This is a genomic window from Serratia nematodiphila DZ0503SBS1, from assembly GCF_000738675.1.
In the GTDB taxonomy this organism is placed as follows: Bacteria; Pseudomonadota; Gammaproteobacteria; order Enterobacterales; family Enterobacteriaceae; genus Serratia; species Serratia nematodiphila.
In genome coordinates this window covers 2,471,881-2,492,498 of sequence record NZ_JPUX01000001.1, presented here as the reverse complement: position 1 = coordinate 2,492,498, position 20,618 = coordinate 2,471,881, and the positions used below count along the sequence as shown (strand labels likewise).

At 61.5% G+C, this 20,618-nt stretch carries 19 protein-coding genes; 5 read left to right on the top strand and 14 right to left on the bottom strand.

The window, feature by feature from the left end:
* Positions 1-8 precede the first annotated feature (8 nt).
* On the bottom strand, positions 9-905 hold the full coding sequence (locus JL05_RS11515; RefSeq protein WP_033632481.1) for an endonuclease/exonuclease/phosphatase family protein: 897 nt from the start codon (positions 903-905) through the stop codon (positions 9-11).
* A gap of 217 nt (positions 906-1,122) precedes the next feature.
* On the opposite strand from JL05_RS11515, the gene pepT reads away from it, so the two are divergent.
* A complete protein-coding gene (gene pepT / locus JL05_RS11510) occupies positions 1,123-2,370 on the top strand; it encodes a peptidase T (protein ID WP_033632480.1) in 1,248 nt (415 codons plus the stop codon).
* On the opposite strand, the gene JL05_RS11505 is transcribed toward pepT, so the two are convergent.
* Entirely contained in the window at positions 2,367-3,479 is a 1,113-nt protein-coding gene (locus JL05_RS11505) for an SLC13 family permease (protein ID WP_033632479.1), read from the bottom strand. The genes pepT and JL05_RS11505 overlap by 4 nt on opposite strands.
* Before the next feature lie 152 nt (positions 3,480-3,631).
* On the opposite strand from JL05_RS11505, the gene apbE reads away from it, so the two are divergent.
* Positions 3,632-4,663, top strand: coding sequence for an FAD:protein FMN transferase ApbE (gene apbE / locus JL05_RS11500; protein WP_033632478.1), 1,032 nt, complete (start codon positions 3,632-3,634; stop codon positions 4,661-4,663).
* 52 nt (positions 4,664-4,715) lie between these two features.
* Here the strand turns inward: apbE and JL05_RS11495 are convergent, their stop codons facing one another.
* Positions 4,716-4,937 (bottom strand): putative periplasmic lipoprotein, encoded by a 222-nt coding sequence (locus tag JL05_RS11495; RefSeq protein WP_004936201.1) that lies wholly within the window; start codon positions 4,935-4,937, stop codon positions 4,716-4,718.
* A 212-nt stretch (positions 4,938-5,149) separates the two neighbouring features.
* Positions 5,150-6,370, bottom strand: a complete 1,221-nt coding sequence (gene fabB, locus JL05_RS11490) for a beta-ketoacyl-ACP synthase I (RefSeq protein WP_004936203.1) — start codon at positions 6,368-6,370, stop codon at positions 5,150-5,152.
* 170 nt (positions 6,371-6,540) lie between these two features.
* Here fabB and mnmC point away from each other — a divergent pair, with 170 nt between their 5' ends.
* Positions 6,541-8,562: a bifunctional tRNA (5-methylaminomethyl-2-thiouridine)(34)-methyltransferase MnmC2/FAD-dependent 5-carboxymethylaminomethyl-2-thiouridine(34) oxidoreductase MnmC1 gene (mnmC, locus tag JL05_RS11485; RefSeq protein WP_033633616.1), complete on the top strand. Its 2,022-nt coding sequence runs from the start codon at positions 6,541-6,543 to the stop codon at positions 8,560-8,562.
* Positions 8,563-8,602: 40 nt separating this feature from the next.
* Here the strand turns inward: mnmC and JL05_RS11480 are convergent, their stop codons facing one another.
* The 6 genes from JL05_RS11480 to prmB form a co-directional block, all read right to left on the bottom strand.
* The gene (locus JL05_RS11480) at positions 8,603-8,884 is read right to left on the bottom strand and encodes a YfcL family protein (RefSeq protein ID WP_004936209.1); all 282 of its coding nucleotides are present in this window, start codon (positions 8,882-8,884) and stop codon (positions 8,603-8,605) included.
* A gap of 32 nt (positions 8,885-8,916) precedes the next feature.
* On the bottom strand, positions 8,917-9,474 hold the full coding sequence (locus JL05_RS11475; RefSeq protein ID WP_033632477.1) for an elongation factor P hydroxylase: 558 nt from the start codon (positions 9,472-9,474) through the stop codon (positions 8,917-8,919).
* An 80-nt stretch (positions 9,475-9,554) separates the two neighbouring features.
* The gene (locus tag JL05_RS11470; protein WP_015378616.1) at positions 9,555-10,361 is read right to left on the bottom strand and encodes a sulfite exporter TauE/SafE family protein; all 807 of its coding nucleotides are present in this window, start codon (positions 10,359-10,361) and stop codon (positions 9,555-9,557) included.
* Positions 10,362-10,364: 3 nt separating this feature from the next.
* Positions 10,365-11,192 (bottom strand): penicillin-insensitive murein endopeptidase, encoded by an 828-nt coding sequence (gene mepA, locus JL05_RS11465; protein WP_033632476.1) that lies wholly within the window; start codon positions 11,190-11,192, stop codon positions 10,365-10,367.
* Positions 11,193-11,197: 5 nt separating this feature from the next.
* A complete protein-coding gene (gene aroC / locus JL05_RS11460; RefSeq protein WP_004936219.1) occupies positions 11,198-12,283 on the bottom strand; it encodes a chorismate synthase in 1,086 nt (361 codons plus the stop codon).
* Positions 12,284-12,348: 65 nt separating this feature from the next.
* The gene (gene prmB / locus JL05_RS11455; RefSeq protein ID WP_015378618.1) at positions 12,349-13,281 is read right to left on the bottom strand and encodes a 50S ribosomal protein L3 N(5)-glutamine methyltransferase; all 933 of its coding nucleotides are present in this window, start codon (positions 13,279-13,281) and stop codon (positions 12,349-12,351) included.
* Between the two features lie 170 nt (positions 13,282-13,451).
* On the opposite strand from prmB, the gene smrB reads away from it, so the two are divergent.
* Positions 13,452-13,982, top strand: a complete 531-nt coding sequence (gene smrB, locus JL05_RS11450; RefSeq protein ID WP_004936226.1) for an endonuclease SmrB — start codon at positions 13,452-13,454, stop codon at positions 13,980-13,982.
* Positions 13,983-14,050: 68 nt separating this feature from the next.
* On the opposite strand, the gene sixA is transcribed toward smrB, so the two are convergent.
* The 4 genes from sixA to JL05_RS11430 form a co-directional block, all read right to left on the bottom strand.
* Positions 14,051-14,533, bottom strand: coding sequence for a phosphohistidine phosphatase SixA (sixA, locus tag JL05_RS11445; RefSeq protein ID WP_004936230.1), 483 nt, complete (start codon positions 14,531-14,533; stop codon positions 14,051-14,053).
* A gap of 388 nt (positions 14,534-14,921) precedes the next feature.
* Positions 14,922-17,087: a fatty acid oxidation complex subunit alpha FadJ gene (fadJ, locus tag JL05_RS11440; RefSeq protein WP_033632474.1), complete on the bottom strand. Its 2,166-nt coding sequence runs from the start codon at positions 17,085-17,087 to the stop codon at positions 14,922-14,924.
* Positions 17,087-18,397, bottom strand: coding sequence for an acetyl-CoA C-acyltransferase FadI (gene fadI, locus JL05_RS11435; RefSeq protein WP_004936237.1), 1,311 nt, complete (start codon positions 18,395-18,397; stop codon positions 17,087-17,089). Before fadI ends, fadJ begins: the two co-directional genes overlap by 1 nt.
* A gap of 196 nt (positions 18,398-18,593) precedes the next feature.
* Entirely contained in the window at positions 18,594-18,890 is a 297-nt protein-coding gene (locus JL05_RS11430; protein WP_004936240.1) for a YfcZ/YiiS family protein, read from the bottom strand.
* Between the two features lie 405 nt (positions 18,891-19,295).
* Here JL05_RS11430 and fadL point away from each other — a divergent pair, with 405 nt between their 5' ends.
* Positions 19,296-20,618, top strand: a complete 1,323-nt coding sequence (gene fadL, locus JL05_RS11425) for a long-chain fatty acid transporter FadL (RefSeq protein WP_033632473.1) — start codon at positions 19,296-19,298, stop codon at positions 20,616-20,618.

The window sequence follows — 20,618 nt, the reverse complement described above, 5'->3', positions numbered from 1 at the left end:
CGATCGGCTTATTGTTCGGTCAGGCGCATCTCCGCCACCAGCGGCAGGTGGTCGCTCACCGCCGGCCAATGCACGCCGTTCCAGTCGCCGCTGGCGTTCGGCACCGTCAGGCTGTCAAGATGCCAGCGCTGCGCGTTGCCGGTGAAGATGTAATCCACCTTGATCTCGGCGTTTTCCGCCGGCCAGCTGCGGCCGTCCTGCCCGTTGGGCATGATATCGTTCCAATAGCGGCTCAGCTCCAGCCAGGTGACGCTGCCCGGCACATCGTTCATATCGCCGAACAGCAGCTTGATGCCGCGCACTTCGATGGTGCGATCGTTCAGCTCCCGCACCTGATCCAGGCGCATCGTCGGATCTTCCTTGGTATCGAGGTGGGTGTTGAACAAGGTGATCGGCGTCGGGAACTCCGGCACGTCAACCTTGGCGCTGAAGGCGATGCGTTGTTCGCGCTGGCCGGACGGCAGCGGATAGATCACGGCGTCGTGCAGCGGATACTTCGAGAGAAACGCCAGGCCGTATTCACCGCCGTCGAAATCGATCGCCCGGCCGAACACCGCCTGCATGCCGGTCAGTTTCGCCAGTTCCGCCGCCTGATCGACCCGCCCGCTGCGGGCGGTGAGTTTATCCACCTCCTGCAGCGCCACCACGTCGACATTCATCGCGCGAATCGCCTTGGCGATGGCGGTCATGTTGCTGACCTTGCCGGCGGCGATATTCAAGCTGGCGACGCGGATCTTCGGCGCCTGCTCCAGTTCGTAGGTTTTGTTCTTCAGGCCGCCCAACGCGCTGGCCACTTCGCGGCTGTTGGCGTTGCTGTTGGCGTGCCCGGTATCGGCAGACGACCAGGCGCTGTGAGAGATGCCCAGGGACAGTAAGGTGATAAGCAGAGCGTGACCGGTGTGCATGAATTCTCCTTGAGGGACAGATAAGTGTTATGTGGGCGCTTCCTGGCCCACAGCTAACACCGATTTTGCCGCAGAAACCTGCGACTATTTCCTAGTTGCACCGCTATTTTTCGTTTCTGCGCGATGCTTCGCATTCTGGCGGTTTACGCATTGCACCGTTGGACAAACGGCTGATTTCGTTTTAAAACCGGTAGATTGCCAACCGCGAGGAGCTCCGATGACCAGCCCGATTGCCGAACAGCTTACCGAACGTTTCTTCCGCTATCTGGCGGTGACCAGCCAGAGCAACGCCGCCGCAGCCACCCTGCCCAGCACGCCGGGGCAGCATGAGATGGCGCAACTGTTGGCCGACGAGCTGCGCCGGCTCGGCCTGGCCGACGTGCAGATCGACGAGCACGCCACCGTGACCGCCCGCAAGCCCGGCACCCAACCCGGCGCGCCGCGCATCGGCTTCATCACGCATATCGACACCGTGGACGTCGGCCTGTCGCCCGAGATTCGCCCGCAGCGCCTGCGCTTCACCGGCGAAGATTTATGCCTGAACGCCGAGCAAGGCATCTGGCTGCGTACCGCCGAGCATCCGGAGATCCTGCCCTACCGAAACGAAGAGATCCTGTTCAGCGACGGCACCAGCGTGCTGGGCGCCGACAATAAGGCGGCGGTCACCGTGGTGATGACGCTGCTGGCCAACCTGACCGCAGCCGATCGCCACGGCGATATCGTGGTGGCGTTCGTGCCGGACGAAGAGATCGGCCTGCGCGGCGCCAAAGCGCTGGATCTGCAGCGTTTCCCCGTCGATTTCGCCTACACCATCGACTGCTGCGAACTGGGTGAAGTGGTGTACGAGAATTTCAACGCGGCGGCGGCGGAGATCCGCATCGAGGGGGTGACCGCCCACCCGATGTCGGCGAAAAACGTATTAGTCAACCCGATACGCATCGCCAACGACATCATCAATCGATTCGACGTGCAGGATACCCCAGAGCACACCGAGGGGCGCGAGGGTTATTTCTGGTTCACCGATCTGGCCGCCAACGCCAATCAGGCGACGCTGAAGGTGTCGATTCGCGACTTCGATCGCGCGGCGTTCGAGGCGCGCAAGGCCCGCCTTGAGGAGACGGTGCGCCAGGTGGCGGCCAACTATCCGCGCGCCAACGTCAGCTGCAGCGTCAGCGACATCTACAGCAACATCAGCAACGCCATCGGCGAGGACCGGCGCGCTATCGATCTGATCTTCGGCGCCCTCGCCGCCCACGGCATCCCGCCGAAGGTGATCCCGATGCGCGGCGGCACCGACGGTGCGGCGCTTTCCAGCCGCGGTATCCTGACGCCCAATTACTTCACCGGCGCGCATAACTTCCACTCGCGCTTCGAGTTTTTACCCGTCAGCGCCTTCGTGAAATCCTATCAGGTGACCCGCAGCATTTGCCTGCTGGCCGCGCGGCAAAGCGGCCAACCGGCTTAGCTCATCACCCAGCCGAGCAACGCGGCCCATGCCAACAGCGGCAGCGAATAATAGTGGAAGCGCAACCAGATCTTGCGCTCCCCCGCCATGCGCAACGCAATCAGGTTGGCGAGCGATCCGATCGCCAACCCGAAGCCGCCGGCGTTGACCGCATAGGCCAGCTGAGCGCTGGAGGGCACATAGTTGAGCAACAGTATGGTGGCCGGCACGTTGCTGACGATCTGCGACAGCCCGACGCCCAACGCATACACGCTCCCCTCGCTCAGCCCGGCGATGGCGGCGAACGCCGGCTGAAGCGGCGGCAGGCGGGTAAACAGGCCGACATCGATGAACATGGCGGCGAACACGAAAATCAGGCTCCAGTCGATCTGCAACAGTACTCGGCGCGCCAGCAGCAAGAAACCGGCGAACACCGCCAGCAGCCCATACAACGGCAGATCGAAATCGAGACACAGCAGGAAAACCGCATACAGCCCTACACAGCTCAGCAACAGCGGCCGCTGGTAGGGATAGCCCTCGGTATTCGGCGTTTTCACGATGTCGCGCGCCGGGAAGCTGAACCAGGTCAGCGCCAGCAGGCTCAACATCATTGCGGCGCCAAACGGCGCCATCTGGCCGATGAAACCGAGGAAAGAGAGGCCGGAGCGGCTCCACAGCAGGATATTTTGCGGGTTGCCGATCGGCGTCAGCAGCGAACCGGCGTTCACCGCCAGCGCCTGGAAGATGATCAGGCGGCCAACCGGCAGCGCCGACAGCTTTTTCAGCGTGATGGTGAGCGGTATGACGATAAACAGCGCTACGTCGTTAGTCAGAAATGACGACAACAGCGCGGCGGAGAACACCAGGAACAGCGCCAGCCGCCGTTCGCTGTGCAAGCGGTTGATAATCTTGCGGCCGACAAAATCGAAGTAGCCGCTGACCTCCACCCCTTTGGTCAGCAGCATCAGCCCCAACAGGGTGATGAGGGTACGGCCGTCGATGAAACCACCCAGCGCCGACAGCGGTTGCGGATGAAAAGCGAACATCGCCACGCCGGCCAGCAGCAATGCATGCAAGAAGCGATCTTTGACAAAGGGGTGAATAAGCCGAGAAATGGCGGTTGAACTCATAGCGGCAGTGTGAACCTCACCGAAAAGAATGGGCAGACGTTAGCTCAGACGCGGCTTCAGCGCCAGCAAAATGCTATTTTACCTTTATCCGCTTTTCATTTGCCGCACTTTACTTTATTTGTAGCGGCTTTCACGGTTTCAAAGGACATGTTATGGCTTCCCTGCTCGCCAAAGGGGCGTTGCTCAGCACCTTATGCGCCCTGCTCGCCGCCTGCGACGACGCCTCCTCCCGCCCGCAAATCGATATTGACGGCAAGACCATGGGCACTTTCTACAGCGTAAAAGTCAGCGGTGACGTCGCGATCGGCAAACAAGAATTGCAGCGGCAGATCGACACGGTGCTCGAACGGGCCAACGACGACATTTCGACCTACCGCGCCGATTCGGTGCTGTCGAGGTTTAACCGCAATGTCAGCCTCGAACCGCAGCCTATCCCGCGCGGCATGGCGGACATCGTGCTGATGGCCCAACTCATCGGCCGCGATACCGGCGGCGCCATGGACATCACCGTCGGCCCGCTGGTGAACCTGTGGGGGTTCGGCCCAGACAAGCATCCGGTCAAGGTGCCGGAACAGGCGCAGATCGACGCGGCAAAGCAGCGCATCGGCCTGCAACACCTGAAGCTGATCAGCGACAATCGCGGGGAGTGGCTGCAAAAAGATCTGCCGGGCATGTATGTCGATCTCTCGACGCTGGGCGAAGGCTATGGCGCCGATGAGCTGGTGCGCCTGATGAACCGTAATGGCATTACCAACTACCTGGTATCGGTAGGCGGCGCGGTCTCTTCGCGCGGCGTCAACGGCCAGGGCAAGCCCTGGCGGGTGGCGATCCAAAAGCCGACTGACCGTGAAAATGCAGTGCAGGCGCTGGTGGATCTGCACGGTTACGGCATCAGCACCGCCGGCAGCTACCGCAACTACTTTGAACAAAACGGCCAGCGCTACTCCCATGTCATCGATCCGACCACCGGCAGGCCGATCAACCACCGGCTGGTTTCCGCCACGGTGATCGCCCCGACCGCGCTCGAGGCCGACGGCTGGGATACCGGTTTGATGGTGCTGGGCCCGGAGAAAGCGTTGCAGCTCGCGGAAGAGAAAGGGCTGGCGGTCTACCTGATCAGTAAAACCGACGACGGCTTCAGCGCCGTGATGACGCCGCAGTTCAAAGCGTTTTTGGTGCAGTGAGATAAAAAAAGCCCGGCACGCAATGGCCGGGCTTGGTCCTGTTCCGCGCCGATCACTTGGTCAGCGCGATGATGCCAAGGGTCAGACCGGCAACCGCCGCCGCGCCGCCGGCGATCGCGCCCGCGGTTTCCCAGTTATCCTGAGTGGTACCCTTCATGCAGGTGTTGGTGTGCACCAGACGCCCCTGGTCATCATAGACCGGCACGCAGGGAGAATCGGTGGCGCATCCGGCCAACACGGCCGACAGTAACCCAACCGCAATTAACTTTTTCATACTTCTTGCCTCAATGTTCGATCACTTTAGAAAGCTACGCCGAGCGATAATCACGCTACCTGGCTATTGTATGCCCAACGCGTGTAATGGCGAGGTAATGATGTGTCAGGGGATGTGATTTGGGAAAACTCCGAGCGCCCGGCCAGTGGGCTTCGGGCAGTAAAAAGCCCGCGAAAACGCGGGCTTGTTAGCGGAATGACGCGCCGGCGGAATTATTTCGCCAGTTTGCGCATCACCAGCGTGGCGTTGGTGCCGCCGAAGCCGAAGCTGTTGGACATCACGGTGGTCAGCTCGCGCTGGGTCGGCTGAGTCACGATGTTCATGCCGACCGCCTGTTCATCCAGGGTTTCGATGTTGATGCTCGGCGCGATAAAGCCGTGCTCCAGCATCAGCAGGCTGTAGATCGCTTCCTGCACGCCCGCGGCGCCCAGCGAGTGACCGGTCATCGCCTTGGTGGAGGAGATGGCCGGGGTATTGTCGCCGAACACTTCGCGAATGGCGCCCAGCTCTTTCACGTCGCCCACCGGTGTGGAGGTGCCGTGCACGTTGATGTAGTCGATCGGCGCGTCCAGATCCTGCATCGCCATCTTCATGCAGCGCACTGCGCCTTCGCCCGAAGGTGCAACCATGTCGGCGCCGTCAGACGTTGCGCCGTAGCCGACGATTTCTGCGTAGATATGTGCGCCGCGCGCCAGCGCGTGCTCCAGTTCTTCAACCACCACCATGCCGCCGCCGCCGGCGATGACGAAACCGTCACGATCAGCGTCGTAGGTGCGGGAGGCTTTTTCCGGCGTGTCGTTGTACTTGGTGGACAGCGCGCCCATCGCATCGAACTCGCAGGCCATTTCCCAGCACAGCTCTTCGCCGCCGCCGGCGAACACGATGTCCTGTTTGCCCAGCTGGATTTGCTCAACCGCGTTGCCGATGCAGTGCGCGGAGGTCGCGCAAGCGGAGCTGATGGAGTAGTTCACGCCGTGGATTTTGAATGGCGTCGCCAGGCAGGCGGAAACGCCAGAAGCCATGGCTTTGGTGACCACATACGGGCCAACCGCTTTCAAGCCGCGCGGGCTGCGCATCGCATCGGCGCCGAACACCTGGAAGCGCGGAGAACCGCCGCCGGAACCGGCGATCAGGCCCACGCGTGGGTTGTTTTGATACTCTTCTTCCTTCAAACCGGAAGAAGCGATCGCTTCTTGCATCGCCAGGAAGGCATAAATGGAAGCATCGCTCATGAAACGCACCGCCTTGCGGTCGATCAGGCCGGTAGTGTCGAGCTTAACTTGCCCCCATACGTGACTACGCATGCCGGAATCTTTCAGCTCCTGGGAGAAAGTGATCCCAGAACGTCCTTCCTGCAGGCTTGCCAGGACCTCCTGCTGGTTATTACCAATGCTGGAGACAACTCCCAGGCCAGTAATCACTGCACGTTTCATTCAATACCTCTTCCACTATTTACCTACGGGATTTTGCATCGCACTTTAGCGTACAGATGTAAGCCGAACAAGTCCGATCAGCGTTTTTCAGCTTTATTGTCGTCCAGTTTGCGCCGGGGCGCCAGCGCCGTTAGAATTCGCGGCATCCCTTGAATTTCGAGCCATTGACCGTGAACCACGCCCCCATCCAAACCGCAACGCTAACCTGGAACGAACAGGGTACACCTGTTTCGAAACAGTTTGATGACGTCTATTTTTCCAATCAGGATGGGCTGGAAGAAACCCGCTACGTCTTCCTGCATGGCAATCGGCTGCCGCAGCGTTTCGCCGCCCACCCGCGCTCGCTGTTTGTCGTGGCGGAAACCGGGTTCGGCACCGGGCTCAATTTCCTCACGCTGTGGCAGGCCTTCGCCGGCTTCCGCCAGGCCGGGCCGGACGCGACGCTGCAGCGCCTGCACTTTATCAGCTTCGAAAAATTTCCCCTGCAGCAGGCTGACCTGGCGGCGGCGCATGCGCGCTGGCCGGAGCTGGCGCCTTACGCCGACGAACTGCGCGCCCAGTGGCCGCTGCCGTTGCCGGGGTGCCATCGCCTGCTGTTGGCCGAAGGCCGCATTACGCTCGATCTGTGGTTCGGCGACGTCAACGATCTGCTGCCGCAGTTTGACGCCAGCATGAATAACCAGGTGGATGCCTGGTTCCTCGACGGTTTCGCGCCGGCAAAAAATCCCGACATGTGGACCGATCAACTGTTCGCCGCCATGGCGCGTTTCGCCCGGCCGGGAGGCAGCTTCGCCACCTTTACCGCCGCCGGCTTCGTGCGCCGCGGCTTGCAACAGGCCGGTTTTCAGGTCAACCGCTGCAAAGGCTTCGGCCAAAAGCGTGAGATGCTCGCCGGCGAGCTCCCGGCCGATACGCAGCCCGCCGCACATCCGGCGCCCTGGTATCGACGCCCGGCGGCGGACAACACCGCCGACATCGCCCTGATCGGCGGCGGCGTCGCCAGCGCGCTCACTGCGCTGGCCCTGCTGCGGCGCGGCGCCACCGTCACGCTGTACTGCGCCGACGAACAGGCGGCGGAGGGGGCATCCGGCAACCGCCAGGGCGCGATTTATCCTTTGCTGAACGGCAGCGGCGACGCGCTGGAGAGTTTCTTCAGCGCCGCGTTTCCCTTCGCCCGTCGCCAGTACGACGCCCTGTTGCAACAAGGCGTCGCCTTTGATCACCAGTGGTGCGGCGTCAGCCAGTTGGCCTATGACGACAAAAGCGGCGCCAAGATCGCCAATATGCTGAAAACCGACTGGCCGCAGGCCTTGGCGACGGCGGCCGACCGCGAGACGCTCAGCGATCGGTGCGGCGTCGATACCGGCTTTGGCGGCATCACCTACCCGCTAGGCGGCTGGCTGTGCCCGGCCGAGCTGACGCGCGGCGCTCTCGCGCTGGCGCAGCGCCAGGGCTTGGTCTGCCACTACCGGCACGATGCACAGAGGCTGGCGCGTGAAGAAAACGGCTGGCGCATCGACTTCGCTCACGGCGACAGCCGACGCCATGCGACAGTGATCCTGGCCAACGGCCATCGGTTGGCCGAACTGGCGCCGACGGAAGCCCTGCCGCTGTATTCGGTACGCGGGCAGGTGTCGCATATTCCGACCTCGCCGGCCCTCGGTCAATTGAAACAGGTATTGTGTTACGACGGCTACCTGACGCCGGTTAATGCCAACAACGGCCAGCACTGCATCGGCGCCAGCTATCAGCGCGGCGACACCGCCACCGACTACCGCGAGCAGGAACAGCAAGAGAACCGCGAGCGTCTGCTGCGCTGTCTGCCGGAGCAGACCTGGCCGCAGCAGGTGGACGTCAGCGCTCATCAGGCGCGCTGCGGCGTGCGCAGCGCCACCCGCGATCATCTGCCGATGGTCGGCGCGCTGCCGGACTATCAGGCCACGCTGGCGCAGTATCAGGATTTGCAGCGCCAGAACCAGCACGGCGAAACCGTCGCCGATGCGCCGGTCTATCCCGGCCTGTTCGCTATCGGTGGGTTGGGATCGCGCGGGCTGAGCTCGGCGCCCCTGGCGGCGGAAATTTTGGCGGCGCAGCTGTTCGGCGAGCCGTTGCCGGGCGATGCGCGCCTGCTGGCGGCGTTGAATCCGAATCGGATGTGGGTGCGGAAATTGCTGAAAGGACGTGCGGTTTAATCAACCTTGAGGGGCGCGGCGACGCGCCCCGGCATGACGATCAGGCGGCAGGGGTTGCAGCCTGATAGAGGTTTTCCCACATGCCGCGCACCAGGATCTGATCCGGCGGCGAGAGTTCCCCAGCGGCGATCGCTTTGTGCAGGCTCTCCTCCACCCGCGCTTTCAGCGCTGCGGCGGTGTGTTCGCCCTGCTCTTCCGCCTCGGCCACCGCCAGCGTCAGATGACCGCGCAGGTAGCCACCGGCAAACAGTTCATCATCGCTGGCGTGCTCTACCATGTCATCAATCAGCGCCAAAATGCGCGCTTCAAATTCTGCGATCATCAAATTTCCTCATTAAATAACGGGCTGTGGCGTCAGTTGAGATCTTCCGGATACGGAAAGTGCTCGGCCGCCAACGGTGGCGTATTGTAGAACGATTGCAACGCCTGAATAAAGCGCGCAGGCCTTGTGGGTATTCCCTGCTCCAGCAGCGCCAATACCCGGGCGCGCACCTTGCGTTGGAACGCGATGCGATCCGGCTCGCAGTCGCCGTTCAGGTTGTCGCAGCTGACGTTGAACGGGAAACCGGCCGCCACGCAGAACATCCATTCCAGCGCCTGCGGTTTTATCTCCACGGCTTCGAATTCGCTCTGGGTCTGCGCGTCCCGTCCATCCGGGCAATACCAATAGCCGAAGTCCACCAATTGACGGCGCGCGTCACCGGCGATGCACCAGTGCGAAATTTCATGCAGGCCGCTGGCGTAAAAACCGTGGGCGAACACGATGCGGTGATACGGCAGTTCGTCGTCGGCCGGCAGGTAAATGGGTTCGTCGTCGCCCTTCACCAGGCGGGTGTTGTAGTCATCGCTGAAGCAGCGATTGAAGATCGCGATCAACTGCTCATAGTGATGACGGGTCTGCGTGTCTGACATAAAAATTCTATAACCACAAAAATAAAGAGGCCATTATACCCGATAAGACAGGGCGCGTAAGCAGCGCACCCTCTTCATCTTTAACCGTGCAAGAAGGCGGACAGCCACTGCTGAATCTCTGCGCCGTGATTGTCGTACAGCAGCTTGAGGCTCATCACCAGTGAGACGATCACGATCATCGGCCGAATCAGTTTCTGCCCGCGGGTCAGCACCATGTGCGCGCCCAAACGCGCCCCCAGCACCTGCCCCACCAGCATCACCAGACCGATGCTCCACACCACCTTGCCGCCGATGATGAACAGCGCCAACCCGCCGACGTTGGAGGTGAAGTTCAGCACTTTGGCGTGCGCCGTAGACTTGGCGAGGTTGAAACCGCACAGCGTCACGTAGGCCAGCGCGTAGAATGAGCCGGCGCCGGGGCCGAAGAAACCGTCGTAAAACCCGACGCAGCCGCCGGCCACCAGCCCGAACGGCAAGGCGCCGAGGCGGCGTTGACGATCTTCCTCACCCAGTCGCGGCATCAGCAGGAAGTAGAGACCGATGCCGATCACCAGCAGCGGCAACATCTGCCGCAGCACATCGGCGCGCATATGCTGCACCAGAATAGCGCCGGCGATCGAGCCGATCAGCGTCAGAAAAATCGTCAGCTTCTGGTCGTTGAGGTTCACCGCTCGCCGACGAATGAAGTACAGACTGGCGGAGAAGGAGCCGCCGACCGACTGCAGCTTATTGGTCGCCAGCGCCTGCGCCGGAGGAACCCCCACCGCCAGCAAGGCCGGCACCGTCAGTAATCCGCCGCCGCCGGCGATGGAGTCGATAAACCCCGCCAGCAGCGCTACCGCAAACAACACCCCGAGCATCTCGGGGCCAATGACGAACCAGTCCATGAGTTATTCCGCTGAGAAATGGTGATCCAGCAATGCCTGACAGGTCGGCGGTAACGGCGGCGGCACGGATTTGCCCGGCTTCGCGTTAGGCTGATGCGGCACGAACCAGCTCGCCAGTTCGGCGCCGCAGCCGTCGCCCGGCGGCGGCGTATCCTGCTCCTGGCACTCCAGGCTGCCGGCCGGGCAACGCAGGCGCACGTGCATGTGCGCACGGTGACCGAACCACGGCCGCACCTTGTGCAACCAGGCGCGATCGGCGCCGGCGTCCAGACACAGACGCTGCTTGATCGCCGGGTTGACGAAGATACGCGTCACCTCCGCATCCTGCGCCGCCAGCTTGATCAGCGACTCAATTTGCGGTTGCCATTGGCGCGCCACCACCTGCTTGCCGTCGCCCGACACCAGGTCGATCGGCTGCGGTTTCAGCAATTGCTGCGCGCTCCAGCGCTGGCGCGGCAGCTGCAGCCAAATGTCGACGTCGAGCCCCGACTGGTGGCTGGCGTGGCCGCTGCTGAAGCGCCCGCCGGCCGGCATCGCCATGTCGCCGATCAGCACCGTGCCCAGCGCTTTCTGACTCGCCTGACTGCTGAGGCGCTGAATGAACGCCAGCAGATCCGGATGGCCGAAATAGCGGCGCTGGTCGGTACGCATCACCTGGTAGTTCGGTGAGTTCAGCGGCAACGGCTGCGCGCCGATGACGCAGCCGTTGGCGAAACCGCCCACCGCCTGCGGCGCACCGGCCACCGGATGATCGATTTTCTGCCACGGCGTCAGCGCCATGGCGGAGGCGGAGGCCGTCAGGGCCACCAGGCCCAACATCCAGTTTTTCATGGCGATTACCAGCGCGGTACGTCGGAAACCACATCACCGTTTTGCGCGCGCTGGCGCAGCAGGTGATCCATCAACACGATCGCCATCATCGCTTCGGCGATCGGCACGGCGCGGATGCCCACGCACGGATCGTGGCGACCGCGGGTGACCATTTCCACCGCTTCGCCCTGGCGATTGATGGTGCGCCCCGGCACCATAATGCTGGAGGTCGGCTTCAGCGCCAGATGCGCGATCACCGGTTGGCCGCTGCTGATGCCGCCGAGAATGCCGCCGGCATGGTTGCTCTGGAAGCCTTCCGGGGTGATTTCATCGCGGTTTTCGCTGCCGCGTTTGGTCACCACGGCGAACCCGTCGCCGATCTCCACGCCTTTCACCGCGTTGATGCTCATCAGCGCGTGCGCCAGATCGGCATCGAGGCGGTCAAACACCGGCTCACCCAGGCCAACCGGCACGTTTTCAGCAATCACGCTGACCTTGGCGCCGATGGAGTCACCCTCTTTTTTCAGCGCGCGCATCAGTTCGTCCAGCGCTTCCAGCTTGTCCGGATCCGGGCAGAAGAACGGGTTCTGTTCGACCTGATCCCAATCTTTCAGCTCGCAGGTCACGTCGCCGATCTGCGCCAGATAGCCGCGCACCTGCACGCCGAACTTCTGCTGCAGGTATTTCTTGGCGATAGCGCCCGCCGCGACGCGCATGGCGGTTTCACGCGCCGAAGAGCGGCCGCCGCCGCGATAGTCGCGCAGACCGTATTTCTGTTCGTAGGTGTAGTCGGCATGCCCTGGACGGAACACGTCTTTGATGGCGCTGTAGTCTTGCGAGCGCTGATCGGTGTTTTCAATGATCAGACCGATGCTGGTGCCGGTGGTCACGCCTTCAAATACGCCGGAGAGAATGCGCACCTGATCCGGTTCACGGCGCTGGGTGGTGTAACGCGAGGTGCCCGGACGACGACGGTCCAGATCGTGTTGCAAATCGGCTTCGGTGAGCGGGATGCCGGGCGGCACGCCGTCGACGATACAACCCAGCGCCACCCCGTGAGATTCACCGAAGGTGGTGACGCGGAAAATCTGCCCAATACTGTTTCCTGCCATCACGGCTCCTTACCGTTAGTCTTTTATCGTTATGCGGCCCGCCATGCGGGCCTTGGAAATGCGGCTTAGCTGCGATAGAGGCTGAAGTGTTCCTTGCAATCCACCAGCTGCTGCTTGGTCAGCATGAACACGCCGTCGCCGCCGTTTTCGAATTCCAGCCAGGTGAACGGGATGTCCGGATATTGTTCCATCAGATGTACCATGCTGTTGCCCACTTCACAAATCAGCACGCCGTCGTCGGTCAGGTAGTCCGGCGCGCAGGCCAGAATGCGGCGCACCAGCTTCAGGCCATCGCTGCCCGCCGCCAGGCCCAGTTCCGGCTCGAAGCGGAACTCCTGCGGCAGATCCGACATGTCTTCCGCATCGACGTACGGCGGGTTGGTGACGATCAGATCGTACTGGATCGCGGGAACGTCGCGGAACAGATCGGAACGGATCGGGATCACCTGATGTTCGACGCCGTGCGCCTGAATATTGCGCTCGGTTACCGCCAGCACGTCGCTGGAGATGTCCACCGCGTCCACTTCCGCTTCCGGGAAAGCGTAGCCGCAGGCGATGGCGATGCAGCCGCTGCCGGTGCACATGTCGAGGATATGGCGCGGCGGGTGCGGGATCAGCGCGCTGAAACGATCGTTGATCAGCTCGCCGATCGGTGAACGCGGCACCAGCACGCGCTCGTCGACGTAAAATTCCATGCCGCAGAACCAGGCCTTGTTGGTCAGATAGGCGACCGGGATGCGTTCGTTGACGCGGCGGATCACGCGCTCAACGATGCGATGGCGCTCGCTGGAAGTCAGACGGGCGGTGTGCATGTCCTCCGGAATGTCCAACGGCAGGAACAGGCTTGGCAGCACCAATTGCACCGCTTCGTCCCACGGATTATCGGTTCCGTGACCATAATAGATATTGGCGGCGTTGAAGCGGCTTACCGTCCAGCGCAGCATATCTTGAATGGTGTGCAGTTCGTTCACTGCTTCGTCGACGAAAATTTTGTCCAATTTGCCCTCCGGCAGGCGCTGTGTTTCATGATTTAGCCGCATAGTTTGCCATGAAGCCCGCGACAAATCACGCTTGCCCCTCGCGCTTTTCACTCTGGCCCGAGTTTTGCGTCGACAGCGCTCATTCACAAGGTAAACTAGCGAAATAAACGATTTCCGGTGAATGAAGCATGAAGAACAAGCCCCCTCTGAGCAAAGACGAACAACAGCTCTTCAGAGAGTCGGTGGCGGGCGCGAAAAAGCTGCGCCAGGACACCATCGTCCACCGCCCGCCGAAGCCCAAGGTCAAACAGATTGCGCCGCAGAGGCTGCTGCAGGAGCAGGTCGATGCCAGCTATTATTTTTCAGATGAATACCAGCCGCAGCTGGAAGAGGAAGGCCCGACGCGCTACGTGCGCCCCGGCAGCAGCCCGTATGAGCTGAAGAAGCTGCGGCGCGGCGATTACTCGCCGGAGCTGTTTCTTGATTTGCACGGCCTGACCCAGCTGCAGGCCAAGCAGGAGCTGGGGGCGCTGATCGCCGCCTGCAAACGCGAGCACGTGCACTGCGCCTGCGTGATGCATGGGCACGGCAAACACATCCTCAAACAGCAAACGCCGCTGTGGCTGGCGCAGCACCCCGACGTGCTGGCGTTCCACCAGGCGCCGAAGGAATGGGGTGGCAACGCCGCCATCCTGCTGTTGGTGGAGCTGGCCGAGTAGCCCCCACAGAAACGACTCAGGGCGATGTCAGACATCGCCCTGAGTTTATTCCGCACCGCATCCGCGGTTCACACTTTGGCCATCACCTGCGATGGGCTGACCTGCCATTCAAACTTGCCGTAGCTGCCGTCCGCCGGCAGATCGACGTTGGCAATCGCCGAGGTCGCGAACATCGGCGGGCACTCGCCCGGGCACAGTTCGGCCACCAGATACCCCACCAGCGGCAGGTGCGACACGATCAGCACCGAGCTCACCCCTTGCATCGCCAGCGCCTGCAGATAGCTGCCGACCTGTTCGGCGTTGCCGCCCGGCGTCAGCTCGGGCAACACTTCTTCGCCCTCCGGCAGCGTCAAGGCTTCACGCACCGTCGCCAGCGTCTGTTCGGCCCGCAGATAGGGGCTGACCAGCACGCGTTCAATATCCACAGACTTGGTGTTCAACCAGGCCGCCATCTGACGGGACTCGTCGCGGCCGCACAGGGTAAGGGGCCTTACCGCATCGCTGGCTGCCTCGAGCGCCGCCTCTCCGTGACGCATAATCAAAACTTGCATATTGCACCGCTGTTGTTGACAAAGTAACGCTATACAGAAACGCCGTGCGTGCTGTACCGCCGAGTTTTCCAACCCAAAGCCAAAGCTTTAAAACGATAACGCGCCGTCTCTTTATGGCGGCCGGGCATTTTGCCTGAAAGTTTGCCTAAAGAAAACGCTGTTTTTTACAGCAACCCTCCCCGGGCAAACCTCGATTGCTCACAGAACAATCAATTCAACGGGTTAAATTTTAACCTTGCCGCCATGAAATTTATTGATGGCGGTCAAGCTAACTTACCGCTGCCTCAGCCTCGCTGTACAGCCTCACCGGCTGACGCTGTTGCAAGGAGTGATGGCGATCACAACGCGGCCCTGTTGCAACTATAGTGCAAATCGGGCCGCCCTGCGTTCAGCTCCCCAGCGGGTAAAAGCGCTCGCCCTGCTGCGCCATGCGCTGCAAGCGCTCGCACGGCGCGAAGTGCTCGCCGTGCTGCTGGCGCAGGTAGTCCAGCGTCTTCACCACTTTCTCGGCGCCGAGCTCGTCCATATAGCGGAACGGGCCGCCGAGGAACGGCGGGAAACCGATGCCGAACACCGCACCGATATCGCCGTCGCGCGCGCTGCGGATCACGCCTTCATCCAGGCAGCGAGCCGCTTCGTTCAGCATCATCATCACGCAGCGCTGGGCGACGGTCGCCGGCAGCATGTGCGCCTTCGGCGTGACGCCGAGCAACGTATACAATGAGGTATCCGCACGTTTACGCCGCTGCCGCTGCTGCCCTTCGCTCGGGTAGAGATAGAAGCCGCGGCCGTTCTTGCGCCCTTTACGCCCGTCCTTCAGCACCGCATCGAACGCGGCCGGCGCGGCGAAACGCGGCCCCAGCGCCTCGACCAGCACCGGAATGATTTTGGTGCCGACGTCGATGCCCACTTCATCCAGCAGGGTAATCGGGCCGACCGGGAAACCGAAGTCCACCAGCGCCTTGTCCAGCGACTCAATGGGCTCGCCTTCCAGCAGACAGCGCGCCGCTTCGTTGATGTACGGCGCCAGGATGCGGTTGACATAAAAACCGGCGCTGTCGCCCACCACGATGGCGGTCTTGCCCTGCTTGTGCGCCAGCGCCACGGTGGTGGCGATGGTCTCTTCGCTGGTGCCGGCGTGCGGGATCACTTCCACCAGCGGCATTTTATCCACCGGGCTGAAGTAGTGCAGGCCAATCACCTGCTGCGGCCGCTGGGCCTGTTCAGCGATGTGGCCGATAGGCAGCGAAGAGGTGTTGGAGGCGAACACGGTATGCGGCGCGCAGTTCGCTTCGACCTCGGCCACCATCTGCTGTTTCAGCGCCAGATCCTCAAACACCGCCTCGACCACGATATCCACCTGCTCAAAGCCGGTGTAATCGGTAGAGCCGGAGATCAGCATCATCTGCTTTTGCCGCTCCGCCGGGCGCATGCGCTTGCTGCGTACCCGTTTGCCGAGCACGTCCCAGCTGTATTTCAGCGCGTGATTGATGCCGGTTTCATTGATGTCTTTGATGCGCACCGGCAAACCGCCGCGCGTGGCGGTGACACAGGCGATGCCGCCGCCCATCAGGCCGCCGCCGAGAATGCCGACGCGATGCAGGGCATGCGGCTGAGCATTGCCGCCCCGCTCTTTTTTCAGCGCGGTGGAGGCGAAGAACAAGCTGCGCAACGCCGCCGACTGCGGCGTCATCGCCAGCTCGCCAAAGGCGCGCGCTTCGGCCTCATAGCCGCTGGCGCTGCCGTGATCCAGCCCGGTGCGCACCACCTGAATAATGCGCTCCGCCGCCGGGTAGTTGCCGTGGGTTTTCGCCAACGTTTTCTTGCGCACGATGCTGAACAGCAGATTTCTGCCCAACGGGCCATTGAGCAGGCGATCCTGCCACGGCAGCTCGCGCTGATGTTTCCAGCCCTGTTTCACCCGCTCGATGGCGGTCTGCAACAGGATCGATTGCGGCACGGCGTCGTCCACCAGCCCCATGCGCAGCGCCTGGCGGGCGCGAATGTGCTTGCCGGTCAGGATCATGTCCAGCGCCTTGGCGGCGCCTATCAGGCGCGGCAGGCGCTGAGTGCCGCCAGAGCCCGGCAGCAGGCCCAGCTGCACTTCCGGCAGACCGAGCGCGGTTTTGTCATCCAGCGAACAGACGCGGCCGTGGCAGGCCAGCGCCAATTCCAGCCCGCCGCCCAGGCAGGCGCCGTGGATGGCCGCTACCACCGGCACCGGGAAAGCGGCGATCTGCGCCAGCGTGCTCTGCCCTTTCTTGGCCAGCGTTTCCGCCTCTTTGGCGCTGGTGCAGGCGGCGATCATGGTGATGTCGGCGCCGGCGATAAACGAGTCCGGCTTGCCGGAAACGATCACCAGCCCTTCCAGTGCAGTGTGCTGCTGCGCCCGGATCAGCACGTCGTTCACCTGTTCGACGAACTCGGCCTTGAGCGTATTGACCTTGTCGCCCGGCACGTCGATGGTGATCACCCCGATGTTGTCGGGGCGGATCGTCAGTTGAAAGGCCGACGGTTTGGCGCGCTGTTCATGCAATGCGTTTTCGAAACTCATTATTCCACCTCCACGATCATCGCGGCCCCTAACCCGCCGGCGGCGCAGGCGGTGGTCAGGCCCAGCCCGCCGCCGCGGCGTTTCAGCTCACGCAGCGTCTGGGTGATCATGCGCGCGCCGGTGGCGGCGAACGGGTGGCCATAGGCGATGGAACCGCCCAGGACGTTGAATTTGTCCATGTCCACCTCGCCGATCGCCTGGCTGCGGCCAAGCTTCTCGCGGGCGAACGCTTCGCTGGCGAACATCTTCAGGTTAGCCAGCGTTTGCGCGGCGAAAGCTTCATGCATATCGATGAGCGTCAGATCGGCCAGACCGATGCCGGCGCGATCCAGCGCCAGCGGCGTGGCGTAGGAAGGCCCCAGCAGCATGTCTTCCCACACGTCGATGGCGGCGAAAGCGAAACTGCGCAGATAGCCGAGCGGCTGCAGGCCCAGCTCTTTGGCGCGCGATTCGCTCATCATCAGTACCGCCGCCGCGCCGTCGGTCAACGGCGTGCTGTTGGCCGCGGTGACGCTGCCATGCTTGCGATCGAACGCCGGTTTCAGCTTGGCGTAGGACGCCAGGCTGGAGTCTTTACGGATGTTGTTGTCTTCGGAAAGCTGCGCGCGGTATGGCGGCACGTAGGCGGTCATCACCTCATCGCGCAGCCACCCCTCCCGCCAGGCCTTGGCCGCCAGCTCGTGAGAACGGTGCGCCAGCGCATCTTGCGCTTCACGGGTGATGCCGTGGCTTTTCGCCATCTGTTCGGCGGTATCGCCCATGCGCAGGCCGGTGGAATACTCCGCCACCGCCGGCGGCACCGGCATCAGATCGCGGAATTTCAGCCGGCTGAACAATTTGAGGCGCTGCGACAACGTGCGCGCCTTGTTGACGTCCACCAACGTGCGCGCCAGCGCCTTGCTGACGCCGATCGGCAAGACGGAAGAAGAGTCCGCCCCGCCGGCGATGCCGACGCTGATGCTGCCGGCCATGATGCTCTCCGCCACGTTGGCGATCGCCTGGAAGCTGGTGGCGCAGGCGCGCGACACGCTGTAGGCGTCGGTATGGACGCTCATGCCGGTGCCCAGCACGATTTCACGCGCGATGTTCGGCGCCTCGGGCATTTGCACCACCTGGCCGAACACCAGCTGCTCGATAAGCTGCGGATCGATACCGCTGCGCGCCAACAGCTCGCTCACCGCCGTTTTCCCTAAATCCACCGCCGGAATGCCGTGATAGGCGGTCGCCTGTTTGGCAAAGGGGGTACGCAGTCCATTCACAATCGCAATGCGGTCACCATGACGGGTCACCAACGGCAGTGCCTTACTCATAAATGCTCCTGAAGAAAATAACGTCAGCGCAATGGGCAGAAAGAGGTCTGACCTGATGAGGTCATTGTTAACCAAACGGTTACATTTGGCAAACCGGCAGAGATCAAAACTGCGAGCAGGCGCACTTTCTATCGGGAGGGGTACGGGAAAGGAAATCCCCGGCGCATAACAGGCGGCGCCGGGGGTAAAGCCGGGATTAACGCAGGCCGAGCTGGAAGATCAGAGTTTCCGCCTGGCAGGCGAAGGTGAAATCGGCCTCCAATTGCACGCCGCCGTCAACCGGTTTAATGCTACTGCTGATGTCACAAGGGTCGGATTCGACCGCGCGCGCCTTTTCGCTCAGGGCCGCCAACATCGCCTCCGCATCGTGTTGATTACTGAACACCTGGCTGTAGGATGCGGTGCAATCGGTGTTATCCATCACGGTGCCGACATCCACGCAGCAACACGCGGCGGTTTCCTGGGCGCTGCATTTATTAATTGCATCTGACATGATTGGTTCTCCTCAAGGGCCTCGGTTATCAGCCCAAATTGCCGTTTCACTCACCGGCACAAAGCCACAAAATTCTGCAGGTATTTTACGCTTCCGCGCTGGCAATCACTAGCACTTACTTTTACTGGGTGTTTTAAGTGATGGAAATCACAAATAAAAATGAGCGACTGCTAAGGAATGGTAAGAATTTTGTTATTTACCGCTGGCTTTTTGTTAAGCAGATCTCTTTTTTGATATCAGGTTGGAAATATTTCAAAAACAAACTTGCAACATTTTCACAGGTCAGACCTATACTTCAGCCACTGGTCTGATTTGTCTGAACGATAACGGACCCTACAATCCCGCGCTCCTTGTTACTTCGTGTAACAATAGTTTAAATAATAAACACATAATGAGGTTTTGGTCATGAGCCAGAAAAACCTATTGACTAAATCAGCTCTCGCAGCTGCAGTGGCAATTATTTCTTCAAACGTGTCTGCCGCAGGATTCCAGCTGAATGAGTTCTCATCAGCTGGTTTAGGACGTTCGTATTCTGGCGAAGGCGCCATGGCGGATACGGCGGCTTCCGCAAGCCGCAACCCGGCGTTGCTGATGATGTATACCCGTCCGGAGCTTTCTTTCGGCGCAGTCTTCATCGATCCGGACGTCGATATCAGTGGCCAGTCCCCTTCCGGCGCCAGCCTGGATGCGAAAAACATCGCGCCGACCGCCTGGGTGCCGAACCTGCATTATGTTCACCCGATTAACGATCAATTCGCCGTAGGCGGCTCGGTCACCAGCAACTTCGGTTTGGCGACCGAATACAACGACGGTTACGCGGCGGGTTCCATGGGCGGCAAAACCGACCTGGAAACCTTGAACCTTAACCTGAGCGGCGCTTATCGCCTGAACAAGAACTTCAGCTTCGGTCTGGGCTTTGACGCCGTTTATGCCAAGGCCAAACTCGAGCGCTATGCCGGCGATCTGCCAAAACTGATCGCCGGATCGGGCCAGTTACCGCCACAGTTGGCCGGCCCGGTTTCGCAGATCCCGGCAGATACCCAGATTTCGCACCTGAAAGGCGACGAATGGGGCTTCGGCTGGAACGCCGGTATTCTGTACGAAGTGGATGAAAACAACCGTTACGGCTTCACCTATCGCTCAGAAGTGAAAATCGACTTTGACGGCGATTACAAAAGCAGCCTGCCTTCAGCCTTCAACCCGTTGCTGGCCTCTAAAGGTCTGCCGTGGGGCACCAACGGCACCACCATTCCGGGTTCTCTGAGCCTGCACCTGCCGGAAATGTGGGAACTGTCCGGCTACAACAAAGTGGCGCCGCAGTGGGCTATCCACTACAGCCTGGCCTACACCAGCTGGAGCCAGTTCCAGGAGCTGAAAGCCACCGGCAACAACGGCCAGACCCTGTTCCAGAAGCATGAAGGCTTCAAAGACGCTTACCGCATCGCGCTGGGCACCACCTACTTCTACGACGACAACTGGACCTTCCGTACCGGTATCGCCTTCGATGACAGCCCGGTGCCCGCCCAAAACCGTTCGATCTCCATTCCGGATCAGGACCGTTTCTGGCTGAGTGCCGGTACCACCTATGCGTTCAACAAAGACGCCTCGGTCGACGTCGGCGTGTCTTACATGCACGGCCAGAAAGTCACCATCAACGAAGGTCCTTACACCTTCACCTCCGAAGGCAAGGCCTGGCTGTACGGCGCCAACTTCAACTATCGCTTCTAA

Excerpts from the sequence above, each read along its gene's own strand:
- pepT (WP_033632480.1), top strand. The coding sequence starts at position 1,123 with ATGACCAGCCCGATTGCCGAACAGCTTACCGAACGTTTCTTCCGCTAT.
- aroC (WP_004936219.1), bottom strand. The coding sequence starts at position 12,283 with ATGGCAGGAAACAGTATTGGGCAGATTTTCCGCGTCACCACCTTCGGT.
- fadL (WP_033632473.1), top strand. The coding sequence starts at position 19,296 with ATGAGCCAGAAAAACCTATTGACTAAATCAGCTCTCGCAGCTGCAGTG.
- fabB (WP_004936203.1), bottom strand. The coding sequence starts at position 6,370 with ATGAAACGTGCAGTGATTACTGGCCTGGGAGTTGTCTCCAGCATTGGT.
- JL05_RS11495 (WP_004936201.1), bottom strand. The coding sequence starts at position 4,937 with ATGAAAAAGTTAATTGCGGTTGGGTTACTGTCGGCCGTGTTGGCCGGA.
- fadI (WP_004936237.1), bottom strand. The coding sequence starts at position 18,397 with ATGAGTAAGGCACTGCCGTTGGTGACCCGTCATGGTGACCGCATTGCG.
- smrB (WP_004936226.1), top strand. The coding sequence starts at position 13,452 with ATGAAGAACAAGCCCCCTCTGAGCAAAGACGAACAACAGCTCTTCAGA.
- mepA (WP_033632476.1), bottom strand. The coding sequence starts at position 11,192 with ATGAAAAACTGGATGTTGGGCCTGGTGGCCCTGACGGCCTCCGCCTCC.
- JL05_RS11430 (WP_004936240.1), bottom strand. The coding sequence starts at position 18,890 with ATGTCAGATGCAATTAATAAATGCAGCGCCCAGGAAACCGCCGCGTGT.
- apbE (WP_033632478.1), top strand. The coding sequence starts at position 3,632 with ATGGCTTCCCTGCTCGCCAAAGGGGCGTTGCTCAGCACCTTATGCGCC.
- JL05_RS11470 (WP_015378616.1), bottom strand. The coding sequence starts at position 10,361 with ATGGACTGGTTCGTCATTGGCCCCGAGATGCTCGGGGTGTTGTTTGCG.
- JL05_RS11505 (WP_033632479.1), bottom strand. The coding sequence starts at position 3,479 with ATGAGTTCAACCGCCATTTCTCGGCTTATTCACCCCTTTGTCAAAGAT.
- sixA (WP_004936230.1), bottom strand. The coding sequence starts at position 14,533 with ATGCAAGTTTTGATTATGCGTCACGGAGAGGCGGCGCTCGAGGCAGCC.
- JL05_RS11480 (WP_004936209.1), bottom strand. The coding sequence starts at position 8,884 with ATGATCGCAGAATTTGAAGCGCGCATTTTGGCGCTGATTGATGACATG.
- fadJ (WP_033632474.1), bottom strand. The coding sequence starts at position 17,087 with ATGAGTTTCGAAAACGCATTGCATGAACAGCGCGCCAAACCGTCGGCC.
- JL05_RS11515 (WP_033632481.1), bottom strand. The coding sequence starts at position 905 with ATGCACACCGGTCACGCTCTGCTTATCACCTTACTGTCCCTGGGCATC.
- JL05_RS11475 (WP_033632477.1), bottom strand. The coding sequence starts at position 9,474 with ATGTCAGACACGCAGACCCGTCATCACTATGAGCAGTTGATCGCGATC.